Source organism: Rhizobium leguminosarum, from assembly GCF_010668065.1.
Taxonomy (GTDB): Bacteria; Pseudomonadota; Alphaproteobacteria; order Rhizobiales; family Rhizobiaceae; genus Rhizobium; species Rhizobium leguminosarum_S.
Genome location: NZ_WUEN01000004.1, coordinates 291,656 through 309,834, shown reverse-complemented (window position 1 = coordinate 309,834; position 18,179 = coordinate 291,656). Strand labels below are relative to the sequence as shown.

Genomic DNA, 18,179 nt, shown 5'->3' with positions numbered 1-18,179 from the left:
CTTCCAAAGCAAGCTGGGGAGGGTGAGATGAAATGCATCGTCGGATTCTTCATGACCAAGCCTGGAAAGCGCCATGCCTATCTGGCCGCGGCTCAGAACCATCTCGAACAGAGCCGGCTCGACCCGGATTGTCTCTATATCGAGCTGGTACCGATGCCCGAGCAGCCCGACAAGATCCTGTTGGCCGAGGCCTTCACCAGCGAGGAAGCGCATCGCCGGCACGAGGATACGGACCACATGCGCGAGTTATGGGCCGTCGGCCCGACGCTGCTGTCGCATGTCGTTATCGACAATGTGATTTCCGCTCAGGTGGAGCATATCGACGAGCGATTTGACTGATGCGTGCCTGATTTCGCGCGGCCACCCATCGCTGGGGCTTGCACGACTGCAAGTCCCACCTCGGTGCCCGGCAATTCTGTCGCGGCTAGATCAATGCCTCATGCGACAGCGCAAACGACGGCTCGAAGACGTCCTTCACGGCGAGCGTGAAATCGTGGCTGGTGACGTTTCCGGCCGCGTCGTAGGCTTCGGCGGTGAAGGTCAGGCTGTGGGTGCTTTCGTAGTCGATCGCCGCCTTCGTCTGGATCTTGTTGCCTACGAGCTTGAAGATGCCGTCAGCATCGTCCGTCAGCCGCCATTTTACCGTGCCGCCTTCCGGATCGCGCGCCAAGAGAAGGCCGACCGAGGTCCCGATCACGATATTCTCGGAGACCGAGCTGCGCGAGAAGGCGAGATTGGTCGGCGCCTTGTTGACGGGGGCTTCGTTGACGTCGAGGACATTGATCGTGATTTCCTTTTCGACCGTGACCGTGCCATCGGAGACGGCCACCTTGATCGTGTGCGACTTGTCCGTCTCGTAGTCCAGCGCCTTCGAAGTGACGATGCGGTCGCCCTTTATCCGGAAGTGATCGTTCGCTCCGTCGATCAGCGTATAGGTGAGCGCGTCGCCATCGGCGTCCTTGGCGCTGAGCAGGCCAACCGTGGTCCAGATCGGCGTGTCCTCTGAGAGGGCGGTCTTCGAAAGCTGGATATTGGTCGGCGCGGCATTGCCCTTAGGCGTAAAAGTTTCCGTGGCGAAATCGTAGACGCCGTCGGCAAAGCGCGCCAATTCGACGTCTGTCAGCGTATCCGTCCCTTCCCCGGCGCTCGTCAGGATGTGATCGCCATTATTCAATGCGAAGGAATAATTGGCGAAATTGCCGGAGAATATTGCCGTATCGATGCCGTCGCCGCCATTGATGGTGTCGTCGCCGGCGCCACCGGTCAATTTGTCATTGCCGGCATTGCCATTGAGGATATCGTTGCCGCCGTTGCCGTCGAAAATATCGTTGCCGTCGGTGCCTGTGAACTCGTCGTCGCCGCTGCCGGTCTTGACGTCAATGCCGAAGGCGTGGCCGTCGATGAATGATCCGAGATCTCCCAGCTCGTCGGAGAGATCGAGGTGGGCGCTGTCCGTCAGTGCCACTGAGGCGCGAAAATCGCCGAAGGGATCGGTCGACCAAACGATCTTGTCGAAGCTTTCGAGCTGCGCGCTCGATCCGGCAACCGACCATCCGGCCGTTTCAAGAATCTCGACGTTCTTGATCGTCAGGCCCTGGAGCGAGCTTATCTGCAGCGTATCGATCCCGGCGCCGCCATCGATCGTTCCGGAATTCATTGGGGCGAATGTCTCAAGAGTTATGGCATCGTTACCGTCGCCTGCATCGATATCAACCACTTCAGAGGCAAGGCCAAAAAGCTCACCATCGGAGATCGTATCGTTACCCGCGCCGCCTCTGATAACGTCGTTTCCAAGGTCGCCGGATATGTGGTCGTTGCCGTCACCGCCATTCAGCGTGTCATTGCCATTTCCGCCCTGGATCAGATCGTTTCCGGCGCCGCCGTTCAGCGTGTCTGCGCCGTCACCGCCATTGATGTTATCGTTGCCTGCGCCTGTCGTGATCGCATTATCGCCACTTGAGCCCGTCACATTTGCGGAGCCGGAGCCCAGTTCGTCGGCAAGGTCCACCGCCCCGGAATCCGAGACGACCAGATTGACCGCGACGAGAGGATTGATTTCGGAGTCGCGGATGACGTCGTAAGCTTCGAACTCAGCGCCGGTCTTGGTAATTGTGGCGCCGTTTGTGTCCAGGATATTCAGCGGAGTACCCGGCTCGGTGCTGTTGAGCGTGAAGGTTTCCGTCGCGAAGTCGTAAACGCCATCGGCAAAGCGCGCGAATTCGACGTCTGTCAGCCTATCCGTGCCTTCCAGCGCGCTCGTCACGACACGGCTGCCATTGTCGATCTCGAAGGAATATTCGGCAAAATTGCCGGCGAATGCCGCCGTGTCGATGCCGGCGCCGCCATTGATGGTGTCGTTGCCGTCGCCGCCGGTCAATTTGTCATTGCCGTCGTTGCCATTGATGAGGTCGCTGCCGCCGCTGCCGTCGAAAATGTCGTTGACGTCGCTGCCCGCAAACTCATCATTGCCGTCGCCGGTTTTGACGTCAATGCCGGAGAAGCCGCGGACAAGGGTCCCGAGATCTCCCAGTTCGTCGGAAAGATCGAGGTGGGCGCTATCCGTCACTACCAGTGAGGGGTCAAAATTGAAGACTGGATCGGTCGATCTGGCGATCTTATCAAAGCTTTCGAACTGTGCACTCGAACCGCTAACCCGAAAATCTGCCAATTCAAGCACTTCGACGTTCTTGATCGTCAGGCCCCGGAGCGCCGAGGCACGCAACGTATCGATCCCGGCACCGCCATCGATCGTTCCCGATATCAGTGGAGCGAATCTCTCAATGGTTATCAAATCGTCGCCGTCGCCGCCGTCAATGTCGACGATTTCTGACTGGAGGCTGCCATCAGGTCCGAGCACAAAGCCAAAACCACCATCAGTGATCCTGTCGTTGCCGTCACCGCCGATCAGTTTGTCGTTGCCGGCGTTGCCGTAGATCGTATCGTCGCCGCCGCCGCCGCTCAGCGTGTCCGCGCCTTCGCCGCCTGAGATGTTGTCGTTGCCGGCGCCCGTCGTGACCGTGCTGCCGCCGCTCGATACCGTCACGTTCGCCGATACCAAGCCCAACTCGTCGGCCAGATCTGCCGCCGAGGAATCGGAAACAGTGAGAGAGACAGGTGCGGAAGGGCTGGTTTCAGAGTCGCGGATAACATCGTAAGCTTCGAACTCAGCGCCGGTCTTGGTAGCTGTGGCGCCGTTCGTGTCCAGAATATTCAAGGCCATATATATCTTTCCCCAAAAGATGCGTTGTACTCGGCAATATGAGACATCCCCGAAAAAACTGTTTTATTGCTCGGCGGACGACAACCCCTCGGGGATCTATGCCAATCCCTGATTAAGTTTTCAATGCAAAATTGTGTCTTTTCATTGCTTTTTTAATGAAAAACTAAGGATGAAATACTGGGGAAACGAATTTTAATTTGAGAACTCAAAGTCATGGTTTGGTTTCGTAAATAGTATTATCTTTCATTTTCGGGCGGGATGCTCTCGCGAAAATTGTGTTTTCAGCGGGTTTGTCGGTAGCGCTGCGCCGCGCGACCATTCGCGTCACTATCGCAGGTTGGTGTTTGGCTTCGACTTGTTCAGACTTCCCGCGCGGAAGAACTACACGAGCTTGATGAGTCCTGCCTTCGTCGGCCTGAATCCACAGGCGCGGTAGAAGCTGGTCAGATGCGGTTCGAAATCGACATGCAGCCACTCGGCGCCGCGCTCCCCCGCAACCCGCGTCGCTTCCCTGACCAGCCGCGTCGCGATCCCCTGCCGGCGCATGTCAGGGTGAACCGAGGTGTCGAGGATGAAGGCATGGATGCCGCCATCCCAGGCGACATTGACGAAGCCGACGAGCCGGTCGTCCTGATAGGCGCCGATATGGGCGAGGCTGCGGGAGAGGATGGGGGTGAAATCGCGGTTGTGCGGGCTGCCCCAGGCGGCGGAAAAGAGCGCGTTCAGTTCGGCGGCGGAGGGGAAGGGGTCGATGCAAATTTCTGGCATGGGGAATTCCGTCTGTGGACACGCTGCAAGCCAGAAAGGCTGATCCATAAAATCGCCCATGGTGTCTCCAAAGCGATTGCCTAGACACGCACCCATGGTGTTAGCATCCGAGATTCGTCAACCGCGCCGATTACGAAAGGCGCGGCTGACCCAGCGACACACAAACCATCTTAAACCAGGCCGCCTGGTTGGCCGGTTTGTCGTTACCGCCCCGGCCGCCCAGTCTTCCCCTTCGTCCGCCCCTTGCGCTTCTGCTCGCCCGGGTCCTCATAGCTCCCCACGCCCGTCTTCCCACGCACGACCGGCCGCACGTCATCACGCTCCGGCTGGCCTTCGAGCAGCGGTGAAAACCGCTTCGTGCTTTTGGCGGCATCCGGCTTTTCCGGCAGTGCGCCGGTGACCGGCTTTTCGGTTCGGCCGACCGTCATTTCATCGAGGTCGTTCTTGCGGAAGAGGGTCTTCTTTGTGGGCTCGGCAATGTCGCGGCCCATCTCATCCAGAGCGGGTTTGCGGAAGAGGGGGGTGGTGGTGTCGGTGCCTGGGCCCATGTCGTCGATCGAGGGTTTGGCGAAGTAGGAGGGGGTGGGCCCCTCATCCGCCCTGCCGGGCACCTTCTCGCCGGCTGGGAGAAGGGACTCGCGGGTCGCTTTGGCGTTCCGTCTGACGCCTTCCATCGCCTTCGCTTCCTCGCGGGCCATCGGGTCGTCCATGGCGGCGAGTTCCACGGCTTTGAGGCGTTTGATTTCGTCGCGGAGGCGGGCGGCTTTTTCGAAGTCGAGGTCGGCGGCGGCGTCGCGCATGCTCTTTTCGAGGGCGTTGAGATGGGTCTGCAGGTTGTTGCCGACGAGGTTGCCGCCATCGGCGAAGCCTTTGCCAGAGACGCCCGAGATATCGGCGCGGACGTGGTCGCGTTCGTAGACGCTGTCGAGGATGTCGTTGATCCTGGCCTTGACCGATTCCGGCGTGATACCGTGTTCCTGGTTATAGATCATCTGCTTTTCGCGGCGGCGGCTGGTTTCCTCCATCGCCCGCTTCATCGAGCCGGTGACCTGGTCGGCATAGAGGATGACCTTGCCGTCGACGTTACGCGCTGCGCGGCCGATCGTCTGGATCAGCGAAGTCTCCGAGCGCAGGAAGCCTTCCTTGTCGGCGTCGAGGATGGCGACGAAGCCGCATTCGGGAATGTCGAGGCCTTCGCGCAGAAGGTTGATGCCGACCAGCACGTCGAAGGCGCCGAGGCGGAGATCGCGGAGGATCTCGATGCGCTCCAGCGTGTCGATATCGGAGTGCATGTAGCGGACGCGCACGCCCTGCTCATGCAGATATTCGGTCAGGTCCTCGGCCATGCGCTTGGTCAGCACGGTGCAGAGGGTGCGATAGCCCTTGGCGGCGGTCTCGCGGATCTCGCCGAGCACGTCGTCGACCTGGCTGCGGGCCGAGCGGACCTCGACCGGCGGGTCGATCAGGCCGGTCGGGCGGATCACCTGTTCGGCGAAGACGCCGCCTGATTGTTCCATCTCCCAGCCGCCGGGCGTGGCCGAAACCGCGATGGTGTCGGGGCGCATGGCGTCCCATTCCTCGAAGCGTAGCGGCCGGTTGTCCATGCAGGAGGGCAGGCGGAAGCCGTATTCGGCCAGCGTCGCCTTGCGCCTGAAGTCGCCCCGGTACATGCCGCCGATCTGCGGCACGGTGACGTGGCTTTCGTCGATGAAGACGAGGGCGTTGTCGGGGATATATTCGAACAGCGTCGGCGGCGGATCGCCGGGGTCGCGGCCGGTGAGGTAGCGCGAATAGTTCTCGATGCCCTGGCAGGAGCCGGTCGCTTCGAGCATTTCGATATCGTAGCGGGTGCGCTGCTCCAGGCGCTGGGCTTCCAGCAGGCGGCCGGCCTTTTCCAGCTCGGCGAGGCGGAGCCTGAGCTCCTCCTTGATCGACTTGATGGCGCCGTTCAGCGTCGGGCGCGGGGTGACATAGTGCGAATTGGCGTAGATCTTCACCGATTTCAGGTCGCCGACCTTCTGGCCGGTGAGCGGGTCGAACTCGGTGATGGCATCGATCTCGTCACCGAACATCGAGATGCGCCAGGCGGCATCTTCCAAGTGGGCGGGGAAGAGCTCGATCGTGTCGCCGCGCACGCGGAAAGAACCGCGGGTGAAATCCATGTCGCGGCGTTTATATTGCTGGGCGACGAGGTCGGCCAGCAACTGGCGCTGGTCGAGCCGGTCGCCGACCGACATCTGGAAGGTCATCGCCGTATAGGTCTCGACCGAGCCGATACCGTAGATGCAGGAGACTGAGGCGACGATGATGCAGTCGTCGCGTTCGAGCAGCGAGCGCGTCGCCGAGTGGCGCATGCGGTCGATCTGCTCGTTGATCGAGCTTTCCTTCTCGATATAGGTGTCGGAGCGCGGCACATAGGCTTCCGGTTGGTAATAATCGTAGTAGGAAACGAAATATTCCACCGCATTGTCGGGGAAGAAGTTCTTGAATTCGGAATAGAGCTGGGCGGCCAGCGTCTTGTTCGGCGCCAGGATGACGGCCGGGCGCTGCGTCGCCTCGATCACCTTGGCCATGGTGAAGGTCTTGCCGGAGCCGGTGACCCCGAGCAGCACCTGGCTGCGGTCGCCATTCTCCAGCCCCTCGACGAGATCGCGGATGGCGGTCGGCTGGTCGCCAGCCGGCTCGTAATCCGACTGCATGCGAATGGCGATGCCGCCTTCGGATTTGTCCGGCCGGGCAGGGCGGTGCGGCGTCCAGATCTTGCCGTTCTTGTGAAGCGGATTGCCGCTCTCGATCAGCGCCGACAGCGCCTCGACGGTCGCTGTGACGGCGGTGCCGGCCTGCAGCGACGAAGCCTCCTCCAGTGTGGTATCCATGCCGGAAACGGGATTGAGGCCAGCCGCTGCACGCGTCTTCGGATCGGTCGAGCCGCCCATCGAGGTGCCGCGGGCCGATTTCGAGGCGCTGACGCCGCCGTCGCTGGTTTTCGTCCTGGCGGCGATTTCCACCTTCTTGCGGTGCTTGCCGGCCTTAGAGGCGATCTGGCGCTGGGTCTCGACGCCCGAGGTTTCGGCATCGGCCTCAAGCTGCTTCACCCAATCGGCAACCGAGCCTGAGAGGGGGGCTCCCTCAAAAGACGATTGAGGGGCTTCCTCGAAACCGTCAGGGGCGGGGGATTTCTTCGGAGATTTGGCCATGGCGCGAATATGGAGAGAGTCAGCGCGAAAGTGAAGAGGGAAAGAGTACAAAAGGGAAACGAATTGTGCGTTCGAAAGCGTGAATAGTTTTGGGCACGGGCGGGCAGCGCGCCAAACTAGGAAGCTGTGAGAAACGCTATCTATGGATAACGGAGGTGGCGGCTTGCTCCCTCTTCTCCCCAGCGGGGAGAATGTGGTCCGAAGGGTCGGATGAGGGGGCCGCACGGCACGCCACTCATTATTGCCCTTCGCTTGCGCTCAGGACATTCGCGGCCCTGCCGCTCACCCCCTCATCGCCTCGCTATCGCTCCGGCACTTCTCCCCGCTGGGGAGAAGAGGTATGTGGCAGCGCCTTGCTCCCCTGCCTACCGGCAGTGCACCTTTGCGCCAATAGCGGTCGTGCACCCTCAAGGCTTGGTTTCCGTCGAGCAACTCATATTCGCATTGAAGAAGTTGAGATGAATGCCGAGCTTTCCGGCAGTACTGCTGAGCTGGACGTTGACGCTTTCCCCCGAGGGTGAAACGAATCTGGCATCGATATTCGATATCCACGTCGCCCCAAACGGGAATGTCACAATGGTCGTTGCCGGCTCGCCATATTTTGTTCGAAAGCCTAGCACGATCAATGCGAAGTCATCAACTCCGCCATCGCGGTGCTGTTGGATGGAGGCGATTTTGTCGTCGCATACGAAAAGACCGAGATTCGACCCTTCCACAACCCATTGACCCGGAAGGAAAGAAGAAAGATCGGGATGGAAGGAAGAAAGCTCCTTCAATTTCCAACCTTTTTCGTTCGCATTCCGCTGGGCATCGGCAAACGAGCTACCCAATTTGAAATCGTGCAAATCGTCCGGCGTTTGCGCGCAAGCTGCGCCGCTTGAGAGCGCCGTCAAGGCAAAAGCTACGCTGCAAATTAAACGCTGACCATAGGTCATGAAGGCTGGTCCCTGTCTCGAATGTTCAACACAGAAATTGTTAAACAGATTGGGAATACCGCCGCAACGCTAACAATTTGGACGATCGCCAAAACGGGAAAAGCCGGAGAAACGCTATCCTGTGGGATAACTGAGATCGCGGCTTGCTCCCTCTTCTCCCGTCGATGATCGGGCTGCCAAGAGTGCGCTTGCGCCATGCCTCGCTGCAACGTATCGGTGCATGATGAGGGGAGCGAGGAGCGCAATGATCCGCATGTTGCAAGACGACGACCAAGCGCAATGGCGAGCGTTGTGGACGGAATATCAGAATTTCGATGGCAGTACACTCGATGCCGGGGTCCATGATCGCACCTGGACTCGTCTGTTGAAAGAAGGGGAACCGATGCACTGTGCGCTAGCCCTGGCTGGCGGCGAAGCGGTGGGCTTCGTGCATTATATCTTCCATCCCTCGACCTGGAGTCTCAGCAATTCCTGTTATCTACAGGATTTATTTGTCGCGCCGACGGTTCGCGGGAAAGGTTATGGCCGGGCGCTGATCGCCCATGTGTGTGAACAAGCGGCTGCGGCTGGATCGTCGCGCGTGTATTGGCAAACGCAGGAGGATAACGCCACGGCGATCGCGCTTTATGAAAAAGTCGCCGAGCGCTCGGGCTACATCCAGTTTCGCAAGTCGGTTCTGAGCTGAACTCTGGGTGGTGTCTCTTAAGGGCGCTAACCTCGCCTTGGGCAGCGGCGGGTGTTCTCCCGCCGGTCTCCCAATAACCAAGCCGAGCATATCATCAAGCCGAACGCTGGTCCGCCGGCCCCTCGAGCCGCGCGAGGTTCAACGCACTGTTGATCAACCCGACATGGCTGAAGGCCTGCGGGAAGTTGCCGAGCATGCGGCGGGCGGCGGAATCATATTCTTCCGCCAGAAGCCCGACATCGTTGCAGATAGAAAGCAGCCGCTCGAACAGGCGCAGCGCATCATCGCGGCGGCCGATCATGCCGAGGGCGTCGACGAGCCAGAAGCTGCAGGCGAGGAACGCGCCTTCGCCTGGCGGCAGGCCGTCGTCCACCTCCTGCGTCTCGTAGCGCAGCAGCAGGCCATCGCGCAGCAGCTTGCGCTCGATCGCCTCGACTGTCGCGACATAGCGCGGATCATCAGGCGGGATGAAGCCGACCATGCCGAGATGCAGCAGGCTGGCATCAAGCGCCTTGGAGCCGTAGGCCTGCACGAAACAGCCGAGTTCGGGATCGAAAGCCTTCTCGCAAACCTCGGCATGGATGTGATCTGCGAGCGTGCGCCAACGTGCGGCGGCCTCGGGCTCGCCGTCTGCCTCGGCAATCTGGACGGCGCGGTCGAAGGCCACCCAGGCCATGACCTTCGAATAGGTGAAATGCTGGCGCTGGCCGCGCACCTCCCAGATGCCTTCATCGGGCTCCATCCAGATTTTTTCGAGAAAGGGCAGAATGGCCGCCGCCAGTTCGCGTCCGCGGTGATGCGGCGGAAGCCCGCCCTTGCGGGCCTGCAGCAGGGCGTCGGCCACCTCGCCATAGACATCGAGCTGCACCTGTTCGGCAGCGGCATTGCCGATGCGTACGGGTGTCGAGCCCTCGTAGCCACTCAGCCAGGGAACCTGCCATTCCAGCAGATTGCGCTCGCCGGCGACGCCATACATGATCTGCATCTGCGCTGGGGCGCCGGCGACCGCGCGCAGCAGCCAGTTGCGCCAGGCACTGGCTTCCTCGTAATAGCCGAGTTTCATCAGGGCGAGCAAGGTCAGCGTCGCGTCGCGCAGCCAGCAATAGCGGTAGTCCCAGTTGCGCGGCCCGCCGATCTTTTCCGGCAGGGAGGTTGTCGCCGCGGCGACGATGCCGCCCGTCGGCATGTAGGTCAGTGCCTTGAGCGTGATGAGCGAGCGTTTGACCTGTTCTGTCCACCGGCCCACTTTCGGGCATTTCGCGGCAAAGGATAACCAGAATTCCTCCGTGTCCGGCAGCGCATATTCCACCTGCCGCTGAGCCGGCTGCGGCATATGCGAGGGGGACCAGGTCAGGGTGAAGATCTGGCTCTCGCCAGCGGCAAGCTGGAAGGAGCCGACCGTGCTCAGGCCGCGGCCTTCAAGCGGGACGGCGCAATTCAGGGTTAGCCTGTCCGGGCCGGCAATGGCGGTGATGCCGCCATCCTCGCCATGCGTGACCCAGGGAACGGTTCGGCCGTAATCGAAGCGAAGGTTGAGCTCCATATCGAAGGCGACAGTGCCGCTCTTGCCCTCGACGATGCGCATCAGATCGCTGGTGCCATCGCGAAGCGGCATGAAGTCGATGAGAACGGCGGTGCCGGTCTCGGTCTGAAACTCGGTTTCGAGAATGAGCGTGTCGTTGCGGTAGCGGCGCGTGACGCGGACATTTTCACCTGACGGTGACAGCGACCAGAAGCCGTTATCCTCAGCGCCGAGCAGGGCGGCAAAACAGGCGGGGGAATCGAAGCGCGGAAAACAGAGCCAGTCGATCGAGCCGTTCTTCGAGACGAGTGCGGCGGTTTCGCAATCGCCGATGAGCGCGTAGTCCTCAATGGGTACCGACACCGGAGCCTCCTTTGCATAGCAGTCGGACTTTTAGGTAGAGGCCGTGCGCGGAGGTCAAGCGCGGAAACTAACGGGGCGGTAGGCGTGCCGGCTATCATGCAAACTCCGGATATCAATGGGGGGCATCGCCAGCAATGCCAAGCCGAAATGGAAAGTGTCGATAAATAAAAGTCTGTGGTTGAAGGCTCTGCTGCCTCCCGCATTGCGCGCGCCGATGTTACAGCTGCTGCGGGAATTGGGGACCATTCATGAACAAGATAATCATTGCATTCGCGGCGGCCGCGGCAGTGGCCGGCTGCGCCAAACGTCCTGACGCCATCGTCCAGGTCGATATTCCGATGGCGGCCTATACGAACCTCAGTTGCGCGGCGCTCGCCGTGGAACATAAGAAAGAGAAGGCCAAGCTCGACGACCTTTCCAAGCAGCAGATCAGTGCAGCGAATGGCGATGCTTTCGGTGTCTTCCTCGTCGGCGTCCCCATCGGCAGCGTCGCCGGGGGAGACAAGGAAGGGGAAATTGCCGCGTCCAAAGGCAAGGTTTCGGCCATGCAGTCCGCTGGAATGAGCAAGGGCTGCAAGCTGCCCAGCTGACAGCCGGGGCGGCAACCATCGAGATCGGCCCGGCCAAAAGTGAGGCATTGGCCGGCGATCCCGCTTTCAATATCCATTCGCCACCCGTCGTTTCTTCGCCCAAAGACCGACGACATTCGTGAAATGCAGCGCAGCGATCGTCCGCACCCTCGTATCGGAACCGAAATCGGCCTTCCGCAGTTAGTTTCCTGTGACTTCAGCTTCAGGTGCAACTGCCATTAGCGACCATTCTGCCTTCTGGGAAACCCCCATATCGATCGACCTTGATACCGGCGAGCGGCTGGTTCTGCGCTCACCGCAGGATGCGCTTTATGCACTCGTCTCTGACTGGCCGGTCAATGGCGGCGTCCACCAGCAGAGGGCGATCGATTTCTGCCGCGCCTGGCTTGCCGGACGGATGCCGGCCGAGACGGTGCGGCAGGCTTTCATTCTGGCCGCGCTGGAAGCCGGCGTGTCGCTCCACGATGATGAAGACGGGGCCGAAGCCGCGGTTGTGAACCCTCCAGTATAGGAGGAGCGACGCCGGCTACATTCAGTCTTCACGCGGCCCGGTATTCCCCAGCATCACAATATTCCGTTGATGTATTGCAAATATTATTCCCGCTGTGTTTGTAGGAAATACGCAGCGTTACCGCGTTCCGATTCTTTGGGGATTCAACTGAATGAGAATGAAAGTCTTTGCTTGTGCCGCTCTGCTGATGCTGGCCGGCTGCAACGCCCCCGTGTCGCAATCCGTTGCGGATTCCCAGCGTCCTCCCTCGAATGACGTCCGGCAGAACTTCATCAATATCGTGTTCAAGAGAAGTTATCGGCACGAAGCAGGAGAAGTCGTATGGGCTCGCATTTCCAGTGTGGTTCTGCTTGAGCCCGAGAAAAAGATCTATGCTTACTGCGTGCGTTTGGTGGCCAAGCGCGGCTGGGGAGACTGGGCCTACCTCGGCGTCTCCTTCACAGATGGCAAAATATTAGGCGCGACGGTGAATGATGATCGCTGCCGCGACAAGCGGCTGCGCTACTACCCGTTTCCTGAGTTGACCGGCATGAAGACCTGACGCAGGGGCGAGGGCGCCGGCCGCGTCGCCGCTCAAGGCTTTGTTGAGCGGTGCGCGACAGGCATTTGGTGTGGTTGAGGCGCGGCATCCTGCGACCTTCCTGATGCTGAGGTGCGCAGCCCGCAGGGCGGAGCCTCGTAGCACAGGGTGCGAGGTTGCTGCTTTCAGCCATCGCCTTCGGGAAACCCGGTCCATCAACTTTGATAGAGGGAGATCCAACTGAATGAAAATCAAATTCCTTGCTTGCGCAGTCCTGCTGGCACTGGCTGGCTGCCAGACTCCGGCGCCGCAGTCCGTTCTAGATTCCCAGCGGCCGCCTTCCAGCGCGGTTCGACGCGAGTACGTCGACGCTCTGCGGGGAACCATTAAACCGGGGAACTTCGTAAAGGCCGAGATTTCCAGCGTGGTTCTGCTTAATCCGGAAAAGCAGATATATGCTTATTGCACGCGCACGACGGAACGTGCCTACCCAAACTGGTCCTATATCGGCCTGGGCTTGCAACACAACATGATACTGTACCTGAAAAAGAACGACTATCGCTGCCACGACAAACGGCTGCGTTACTATGATTTTCCCGAATTGCGTAACATGAAATACTGAGAGAGAGGCGAGGCGCTTGGCAGCCTCGCGATCACCTTCCGGCCGCCGTCCTGCTCAAACCGTGAGAACCATCCCCACGCTCGCCGGCGCACCATCCTCAGAAAACGGACGCTCTGGAGTCATCCACGGACGGCGCTCTGCAATACCACACGATGACGGCAATCGTTCCAATGGGAAACAGAATCCCAAGAAGCTGGTGCCATCCGCTTCGGTTGATGTCGTGAAAACGCCGAGCGGCCATGGCGATTGAGGGAAGAAACGTCGCCAGCGACCAGATCAAGTTCAATGTTGCGGTTCGATCAACAAGGTACAAAGCGATGCTGACGAGAGCGACAAAGACCGCCGAAAACCAGAATTCCGATCGGCTGGCTCTGCCGGTGAAATCCACATATTTCTTGAAGTAGCTGCTGATCGCTTGGCCGAAACCCATTGCCTGCGGCAGGCCGCCGAAGCGGTTCGGCCCGGCGGGTGGGTTTCTGAAAATGAAGAACAACGGCAAGGTTAGCGGGATCAAGACGACCAGCCAGTGAAAAAGAGAAAAACTACCCATGAGATACCCCAACGATTTGAATGGCATAGAGATAAGCAATGTTCGTTGCCGGAAGATTAATTGGCTTGCAATCTGACACGTTCGGCAATCACAGCGTGAGAAACGGCGGCTGCCATGTTGAGGACAGTATAGACGCTTGGAAGAGGTTGGCAGCGCGCTGGCAGTTCAGGGCTTGGCCAGCACCCGTGCCTGCACCGGCTGCTCGATGCCCTTGAGCACAAGCATGCGGGTTTCGGCGCCTGCGGCGAGATCGTCAGCCTTCGCCGCCGTTTCGGAGGAGATCAGGATCTCGCCGGCTGCCGCCTGGGATTCAAGCCTTGCAGCCTGATTGACGACGCCGCCGATGGCGGTGAAATCGCTGCGGAAGCTTGAGAATTCGCCGATCTGGACCTCGCCGGAATGGATGCCGACGCCAACGCCGAGGGTGCGGCCGGGCAATGCTTCGAGCGCCAGACCGTTCAGCGCGGCGGCGCAATTTTGCTGGATCTCCTGCGCGGCCAGGATCGCGGCGCCGGCGTGATCCTTTCTGACGATGGGAAAATTGAAGATCGCCATCAGGCCGTCGCCCATCTGCTTGTTGACGATGCCGTCATGCGCCCAGATCGCCTGCGCGCATCGATCCTGAAACAGGCTGACGATCTCGCTGAGCTGCACCGCCTCGATGCGCTCCGAAAGATCCGTGAAGCCCCTGATATCGGCAAACAGGATGGTGGCGTCGACGGTGATCTGGCGCTGCTTCTTGACATATTGGAAGGAACGTTCGCAGATCGTGCAGATATCGGGGTTCATCTTGCTGCGGGTGATGCCGAGGGCGCGGAAGGGCAGGGCAAGCGGACCGCCGATCGGGATCGGCATATGCATCTGGTCCCAGCAGCCGCGACAGATTCTGGCGCTGCCGTGCCTGGTTGGCTCCGTGGAAGAGGCTGTCGTCATATCTCGCAATCCATCGCCTGATAGCTGAAAACAAGCTTCCGACACTCGCCTGCTTTTGGCAACTCTCCCGACCGTCGAGGGCGACGATGGCTCGAAATATTTCGTCCGGCCCCATCCTTATCGGACACGTCGCCACTAAGTTGAATATCGCCCGGCCCGACGATAGCATCGCGCTGGGACATACTGTAGGATATTGTTAGTAATACATTCGCTCTCCAGGAAAGACCGGGGATGGAGCGCCGTCTTGCAGCAATCCTGATCGCTGATGTCGTCGGTTACAGTCGATTGAGCCAGATCGACGAAGAGGGCACCCGTGCGCGTTTTCAGGCGGACCAGAACGATGTCTTCGAGCCGGCGATCGAGCGTCACCATGGCCGGCTGGTCAAAACCATGGGCGATGGTCTGCTGGTCGAATTTCAGAGTGTCGTCGATGCCTTGCGCTGCGCGGTGGAGGTTCAACAACTGAAAGCCACGCAGAGTGCCGCGGCGCTGCCGGAGAATCGGCTCGAGTTCCGGATCGGCATCAATCTCGGCGATATCATCGTCGAGGGCGAAGACATCCAGGGCGACGGTGTCAATATCGCCGATCGAATTCAGGCGCAGGCGGAACCGGGCGGTGTCGCCATATCGGGCACGACATACGACCAGGTGAAATCGAAAGTCCCGGTCGGTTTCGCTTCGCTCGGCGAACAGCGATTGAAGAGCATCACCGAACCGATCCGGGTCTATCGCATCCTGCTTGACCCCACTGCCGCCGGCAAAACCCTCAAAACCCGCAGGCGCCTGCCAAGACGCCGCCTCGTTGCCGGCATCGTAGCGGCCGTAGTCCTCGCGCTTGCGGGCGCAGCACTCTGGTGGCAGCCATGGATGCCGGCAAAACCGCCGGCGCTCGGTGAACGTTTCGCCTATCCGTTGCCGGACAGGCCCTCTGTCGCGGTTCTGCCCTTCATCAATGTCAGCGGCGACAGCGAGCACGACCATCTCGCAGAGGGGTTGACGGACGATCTGATCACCGAATTGTCCAAAGTATCGGGTCTTTTCGTCATCGCCCGCCACTCGGTCTTCGCCATCCAGGGCTCCGTCGGCAAGATCCAGGACGTGGCAGCCGAACTCGGCGTGAAATATGTGCTCGAAGGAACCTTGCAGCGCGCCGGACCGCGGCTGCGGATCAATGTCAAACTGATCGACGCGGTCACCGGCCTGTCGCTTTGGGCCGAGCGCTACGATCGCCAATATGCCGACCTCTTTGCCGTTCAGGACGATGTGATCGGTAAGATCATCTCGGCCCTGTCGGTCAAGCTCAGCGCCCGCGAGCGCGACCAACTGGCCCGGATCCCGACCGAAAATCTCGAAGCCTACGATTTTTACATGCGGGCCGAGCAGGAGGGCTTCATCTTGAGGGATGTCGATACCTATCGCCGGACGCTGTCCTTCTACCAGAAAGCGATCGATCTCGATCCGGGCTTTGCCAATGCTCATGCGGGAATCGCGCGCGTAGCCGTCGATGTCTGGCGCAACGACTATAATTACCTCTGGTCGGCTGCCGTCGCCCGTAAGATCGCCTATGACGCCGCCGGGCAAGCCCTCAAGCTCGATCCCAACAATGCCAGGGCGCACACGGTGCTTGCTTTGCTGCAATGGGTGGATGGACGCGAGACGGAGGCCATAAATTCCGCCAACATGGCGGTTGCGATGGAGCCGAACGATGCGGAGGCCGCTGCCAACCTCGCTCTCATCCTGGTCCATACCGGAAGCAGCGGGCAGGCGATCACGGAGATGGAAAAGGCTTTGCGGCTCGACCCTTCGCCGGCGTCGAGTTTTCAACTGCTGGCGGGGATCGTCTTTTATACCGCGGGTGATGATCAGCGCGCGATCTCGCTGATAGAGCCGACGCTCGACAGCCTGCCGAAGGTCGAGCCGGCACGCGAATACCTGGCGGCGGCCTATGCCGACCAGGGCAATGAAACCAAGGCTGCAGCGGAGACGGCAAAGCTGCTGGAGCTCTTCCCGGAAAGCAATCTCACCTATTACGGCTATCTCTATGACTACTGGCGGGACGGCGATCTGCAGCGCCATCTGGCCGCATTGCGAAAGGCCGGCATTCCCGAATGGCCCTTCGGTTTTACAGGCAGTCAAGCCGACAGGCTGGGCGAGGCAGACCTGCGCAATCTCGTCGACGGCAAGAGCTGGACCGGCAAACACAAGAACGGCACGGATTTCACCCAGTATTTCGACAGGGCTGGAAACACTGCCTATCGCAGCGCGAATACCAACATCACCGGTGTCGTCGAGGTGCGAGGCGACAGTCTCTGCGAAAAATTCGACGGCTATTTCCTGGACCGGATGGTGTGCGGATATGTCTACCGCAACACGTCAGGTGAACAGCGCGACAGGCCATACGTCCATGTCACGCCGCGCGCCTTGACGTTCTTTTCACCCACACCCTGACGGGTCGGGCGTTGCGGCTTCATTTCGTATCCGGTTGCTGCCAGACGGTGTGCATCTTCTCCGAAATCAACGTCTGCTGAACTTCGGACCAATGCTTCTTCGAGTCGGTCACCTTGGTCGGGTTTTTCTCCATGCCTTCGGCTGCCCCGGGATCATAGCTCAGGTACAGTTTGCCATCGATGATCCGCCAGGCTTTCGGATCGATATTGGTGGTCACTGTCCCGAAAGACACGCCGTCAGCGCAATAGCCGCCATATTGCGGCGCATATTTGGATGGATCGCTCTTGAAGAGGTCGCGATTTCTAGCGCTGGCGAAATACCAGGTCGCGCCAAGCCAGTGGTGGGAATATGTCTCGGATCCTTCGACGGCCTGGTTTTCAGTGAAATAGGCGACCGGGTCATAACCCTTGATCGCGATATCGCCGAAATAGCCGGTATTGACGAGATCTTCCGCCGCCATAACCTGAGTGAAGGGCGGCTGAAGGAAGGAAAGCAGCATGACCGCAGCGCCAACAGCCACGCCCATTCGTGTTCCGCATTTTTGCACGTGATAAGACATAACAAGCTCCGTTCCCGGACGCGGTCTGTTACTCCGGCGAAATGCTATTGCCGTTTGGTGCATTCCTTGTAGAGCGGTTCGCCCACAAGCTCGGCTTTCTGGCAAACAGCACCGGCTTCCATGAGTAATTTGGCCGTATCCCAATGCGCCCGCCACCCGGCTTGAGTGAGAGGCGTGTACCCGTTTCTTTCCGTCGCTTCGACATCCGCGCTCTTCGTCAGCAGAAAAGCGACCACGTCGGTGCGGCCCTCTTCGGCGGCGCCATGCAGCGGCGACATCTGATAGAAATTCTTCCTGTCGTTGACATCAGCTCCCTCGGCGACAAGCCGTTTCACCACCTCCAGATTTCCTCCATAGGCTGCTGCATGCAGTGCCGTCAGCCCACCCTTGTTGCGAATTTCGATGTCGGCGCCGCGATCCAGCAAAAGAACGACGACATCGGCACGGCCCGCCAATGACGCGATAATCAGCACCGGCTCGCCCGCTTCATCGAGCTCCGACAGATCGGAGCCCTGGTCCAGCAACTGTGTGACGCGGGCGATATCGCCGTCCTTGGCCGCCTGATGCAAAGGACCTGCCCATGCCGGCAGGACGCCAATGACAAGCGTAGCAACAGTCGCGATAAAAATATTCACGGGCACGATCTCGGTTTGATCAGGGTTCGTATGCGCCGTTTTGTCGCGTTTTAGCACGTGTGCAATTCGTAAACAAGATTGCGCTAATGGACGCGCTCCCGGCCAACACCACTCGCGCGCT

At 59.9% G+C, this 18,179-nt stretch carries 16 protein-coding genes; 7 read left to right on the top strand and 9 right to left on the bottom strand.

Going from position 1 to position 18,179, the window contains the following annotated elements:
* Positions 1 to 27: 27 nt before the first annotated feature.
* Positions 28 to 339, top strand: coding sequence for a putative quinol monooxygenase (locus tag GR198_RS13595; RefSeq protein WP_029870589.1), 312 nt, complete (start codon positions 28 to 30; stop codon positions 337 to 339).
* Between the two features lie 85 nt (positions 340 to 424).
* On the opposite strand, the gene GR198_RS13590 is transcribed toward GR198_RS13595, so the two are convergent.
* The 4 genes from GR198_RS13590 to GR198_RS13575 all read right to left on the bottom strand — a co-directional run bounded on the left by GR198_RS13590 (position 425) and on the right by GR198_RS13575 (position 8,120).
* Entirely contained in the window at positions 425 to 3,220 is a 2,796-nt protein-coding gene (locus tag GR198_RS13590) for a metal-binding protein (protein ID WP_029870590.1), read from the bottom strand.
* Between the two features lie 381 nt (positions 3,221 to 3,601).
* Entirely contained in the window at positions 3,602 to 3,988 is a 387-nt protein-coding gene (locus GR198_RS13585; RefSeq protein WP_026157400.1) for a GNAT family N-acetyltransferase, read from the bottom strand.
* 203 nt (positions 3,989 to 4,191) lie between these two features.
* A complete protein-coding gene (gene uvrB, locus GR198_RS13580) occupies positions 4,192 to 7,185 on the bottom strand; it encodes an excinuclease ABC subunit UvrB (RefSeq protein WP_029870591.1) in 2,994 nt (997 codons plus the stop codon).
* A gap of 407 nt (positions 7,186 to 7,592) precedes the next feature.
* Positions 7,593 to 8,120: a hypothetical protein gene (locus tag GR198_RS13575; RefSeq protein WP_029870592.1), complete on the bottom strand. Its 528-nt coding sequence runs from the start codon at positions 8,118 to 8,120 to the stop codon at positions 7,593 to 7,595.
* Between the two features lie 244 nt (positions 8,121 to 8,364).
* On the opposite strand from GR198_RS13575, the gene GR198_RS13570 reads away from it, so the two are divergent.
* The gene (locus tag GR198_RS13570) at positions 8,365 to 8,805 is read left to right on the top strand and encodes a GNAT family N-acetyltransferase (protein ID WP_029870593.1); all 441 of its coding nucleotides are present in this window, start codon (positions 8,365 to 8,367) and stop codon (positions 8,803 to 8,805) included.
* Between the two features lie 94 nt (positions 8,806 to 8,899).
* On the opposite strand, the gene GR198_RS13565 is transcribed toward GR198_RS13570, so the two are convergent.
* Complete coding sequence (locus GR198_RS13565; RefSeq protein WP_164069124.1) at positions 8,900 to 10,690, bottom strand: glycoside hydrolase family 15 protein; 1,791 nt, start codon at positions 10,688 to 10,690, stop codon at positions 8,900 to 8,902.
* A gap of 248 nt (positions 10,691 to 10,938) precedes the next feature.
* On the opposite strand from GR198_RS13565, the gene GR198_RS13560 reads away from it, so the two are divergent.
* From GR198_RS13560 to GR198_RS13545, 4 genes are all read left to right on the top strand, one after another.
* Positions 10,939 to 11,280 (top strand): hypothetical protein, encoded by a 342-nt coding sequence (locus tag GR198_RS13560; protein ID WP_029870595.1) that lies wholly within the window; start codon positions 10,939 to 10,941, stop codon positions 11,278 to 11,280.
* 190 nt (positions 11,281 to 11,470) lie between these two features.
* On the top strand, positions 11,471 to 11,791 hold the full coding sequence (locus GR198_RS13555) for a DUF982 domain-containing protein (RefSeq protein WP_172643790.1): 321 nt from the start codon (positions 11,471 to 11,473) through the stop codon (positions 11,789 to 11,791).
* Positions 11,792 to 11,942: 151 nt separating this feature from the next.
* Positions 11,943 to 12,332 carry a hypothetical protein gene (locus GR198_RS13550; RefSeq protein ID WP_029870596.1) on the top strand — a complete coding sequence of 130 codons (390 nt, stop codon included), beginning with the start codon at positions 11,943 to 11,945 and terminating at the stop codon, positions 12,330 to 12,332.
* A gap of 223 nt (positions 12,333 to 12,555) precedes the next feature.
* Complete coding sequence (locus tag GR198_RS13545; RefSeq protein WP_029870597.1) at positions 12,556 to 12,933, top strand: hypothetical protein; 378 nt, start codon at positions 12,556 to 12,558, stop codon at positions 12,931 to 12,933.
* A 97-nt stretch (positions 12,934 to 13,030) separates the two neighbouring features.
* On the opposite strand, the gene GR198_RS13540 is transcribed toward GR198_RS13545, so the two are convergent.
* Together GR198_RS13540 and GR198_RS13535 are read right to left on the bottom strand one after the other, a co-directional pair.
* Positions 13,031 to 13,483 carry a DUF805 domain-containing protein gene (locus GR198_RS13540; RefSeq protein WP_029870598.1) on the bottom strand — a complete coding sequence of 151 codons (453 nt, stop codon included), beginning with the start codon at positions 13,481 to 13,483 and terminating at the stop codon, positions 13,031 to 13,033.
* A gap of 165 nt (positions 13,484 to 13,648) precedes the next feature.
* Positions 13,649 to 14,416, bottom strand: a complete 768-nt coding sequence (locus GR198_RS13535; protein WP_029870599.1) for an adenylate/guanylate cyclase domain-containing protein — start codon at positions 14,414 to 14,416, stop codon at positions 13,649 to 13,651.
* A gap of 231 nt (positions 14,417 to 14,647) precedes the next feature.
* Between GR198_RS13535 and GR198_RS13530 the strand changes: the two genes are divergently transcribed.
* Positions 14,648 to 16,864, top strand: coding sequence for an adenylate/guanylate cyclase domain-containing protein (locus GR198_RS13530; protein WP_029870600.1), 2,217 nt, complete (start codon positions 14,648 to 14,650; stop codon positions 16,862 to 16,864).
* Between the two features lie 19 nt (positions 16,865 to 16,883).
* Here GR198_RS13530 and GR198_RS13525 read toward each other — a convergent pair whose 3' ends face one another.
* Positions 16,884 to 17,390, bottom strand: a complete 507-nt coding sequence (locus tag GR198_RS13525) for a YHS domain-containing (seleno)protein (protein WP_029870601.1) — start codon at positions 17,388 to 17,390, stop codon at positions 16,884 to 16,886.
* 77 nt (positions 17,391 to 17,467) lie between these two features.
* Positions 17,468 to 18,115, bottom strand: coding sequence for an ankyrin repeat domain-containing protein (locus GR198_RS13520; RefSeq protein ID WP_029870602.1), 648 nt, complete (start codon positions 18,113 to 18,115; stop codon positions 17,468 to 17,470).
* Positions 18,116 to 18,179 lie beyond the last annotated feature (64 nt).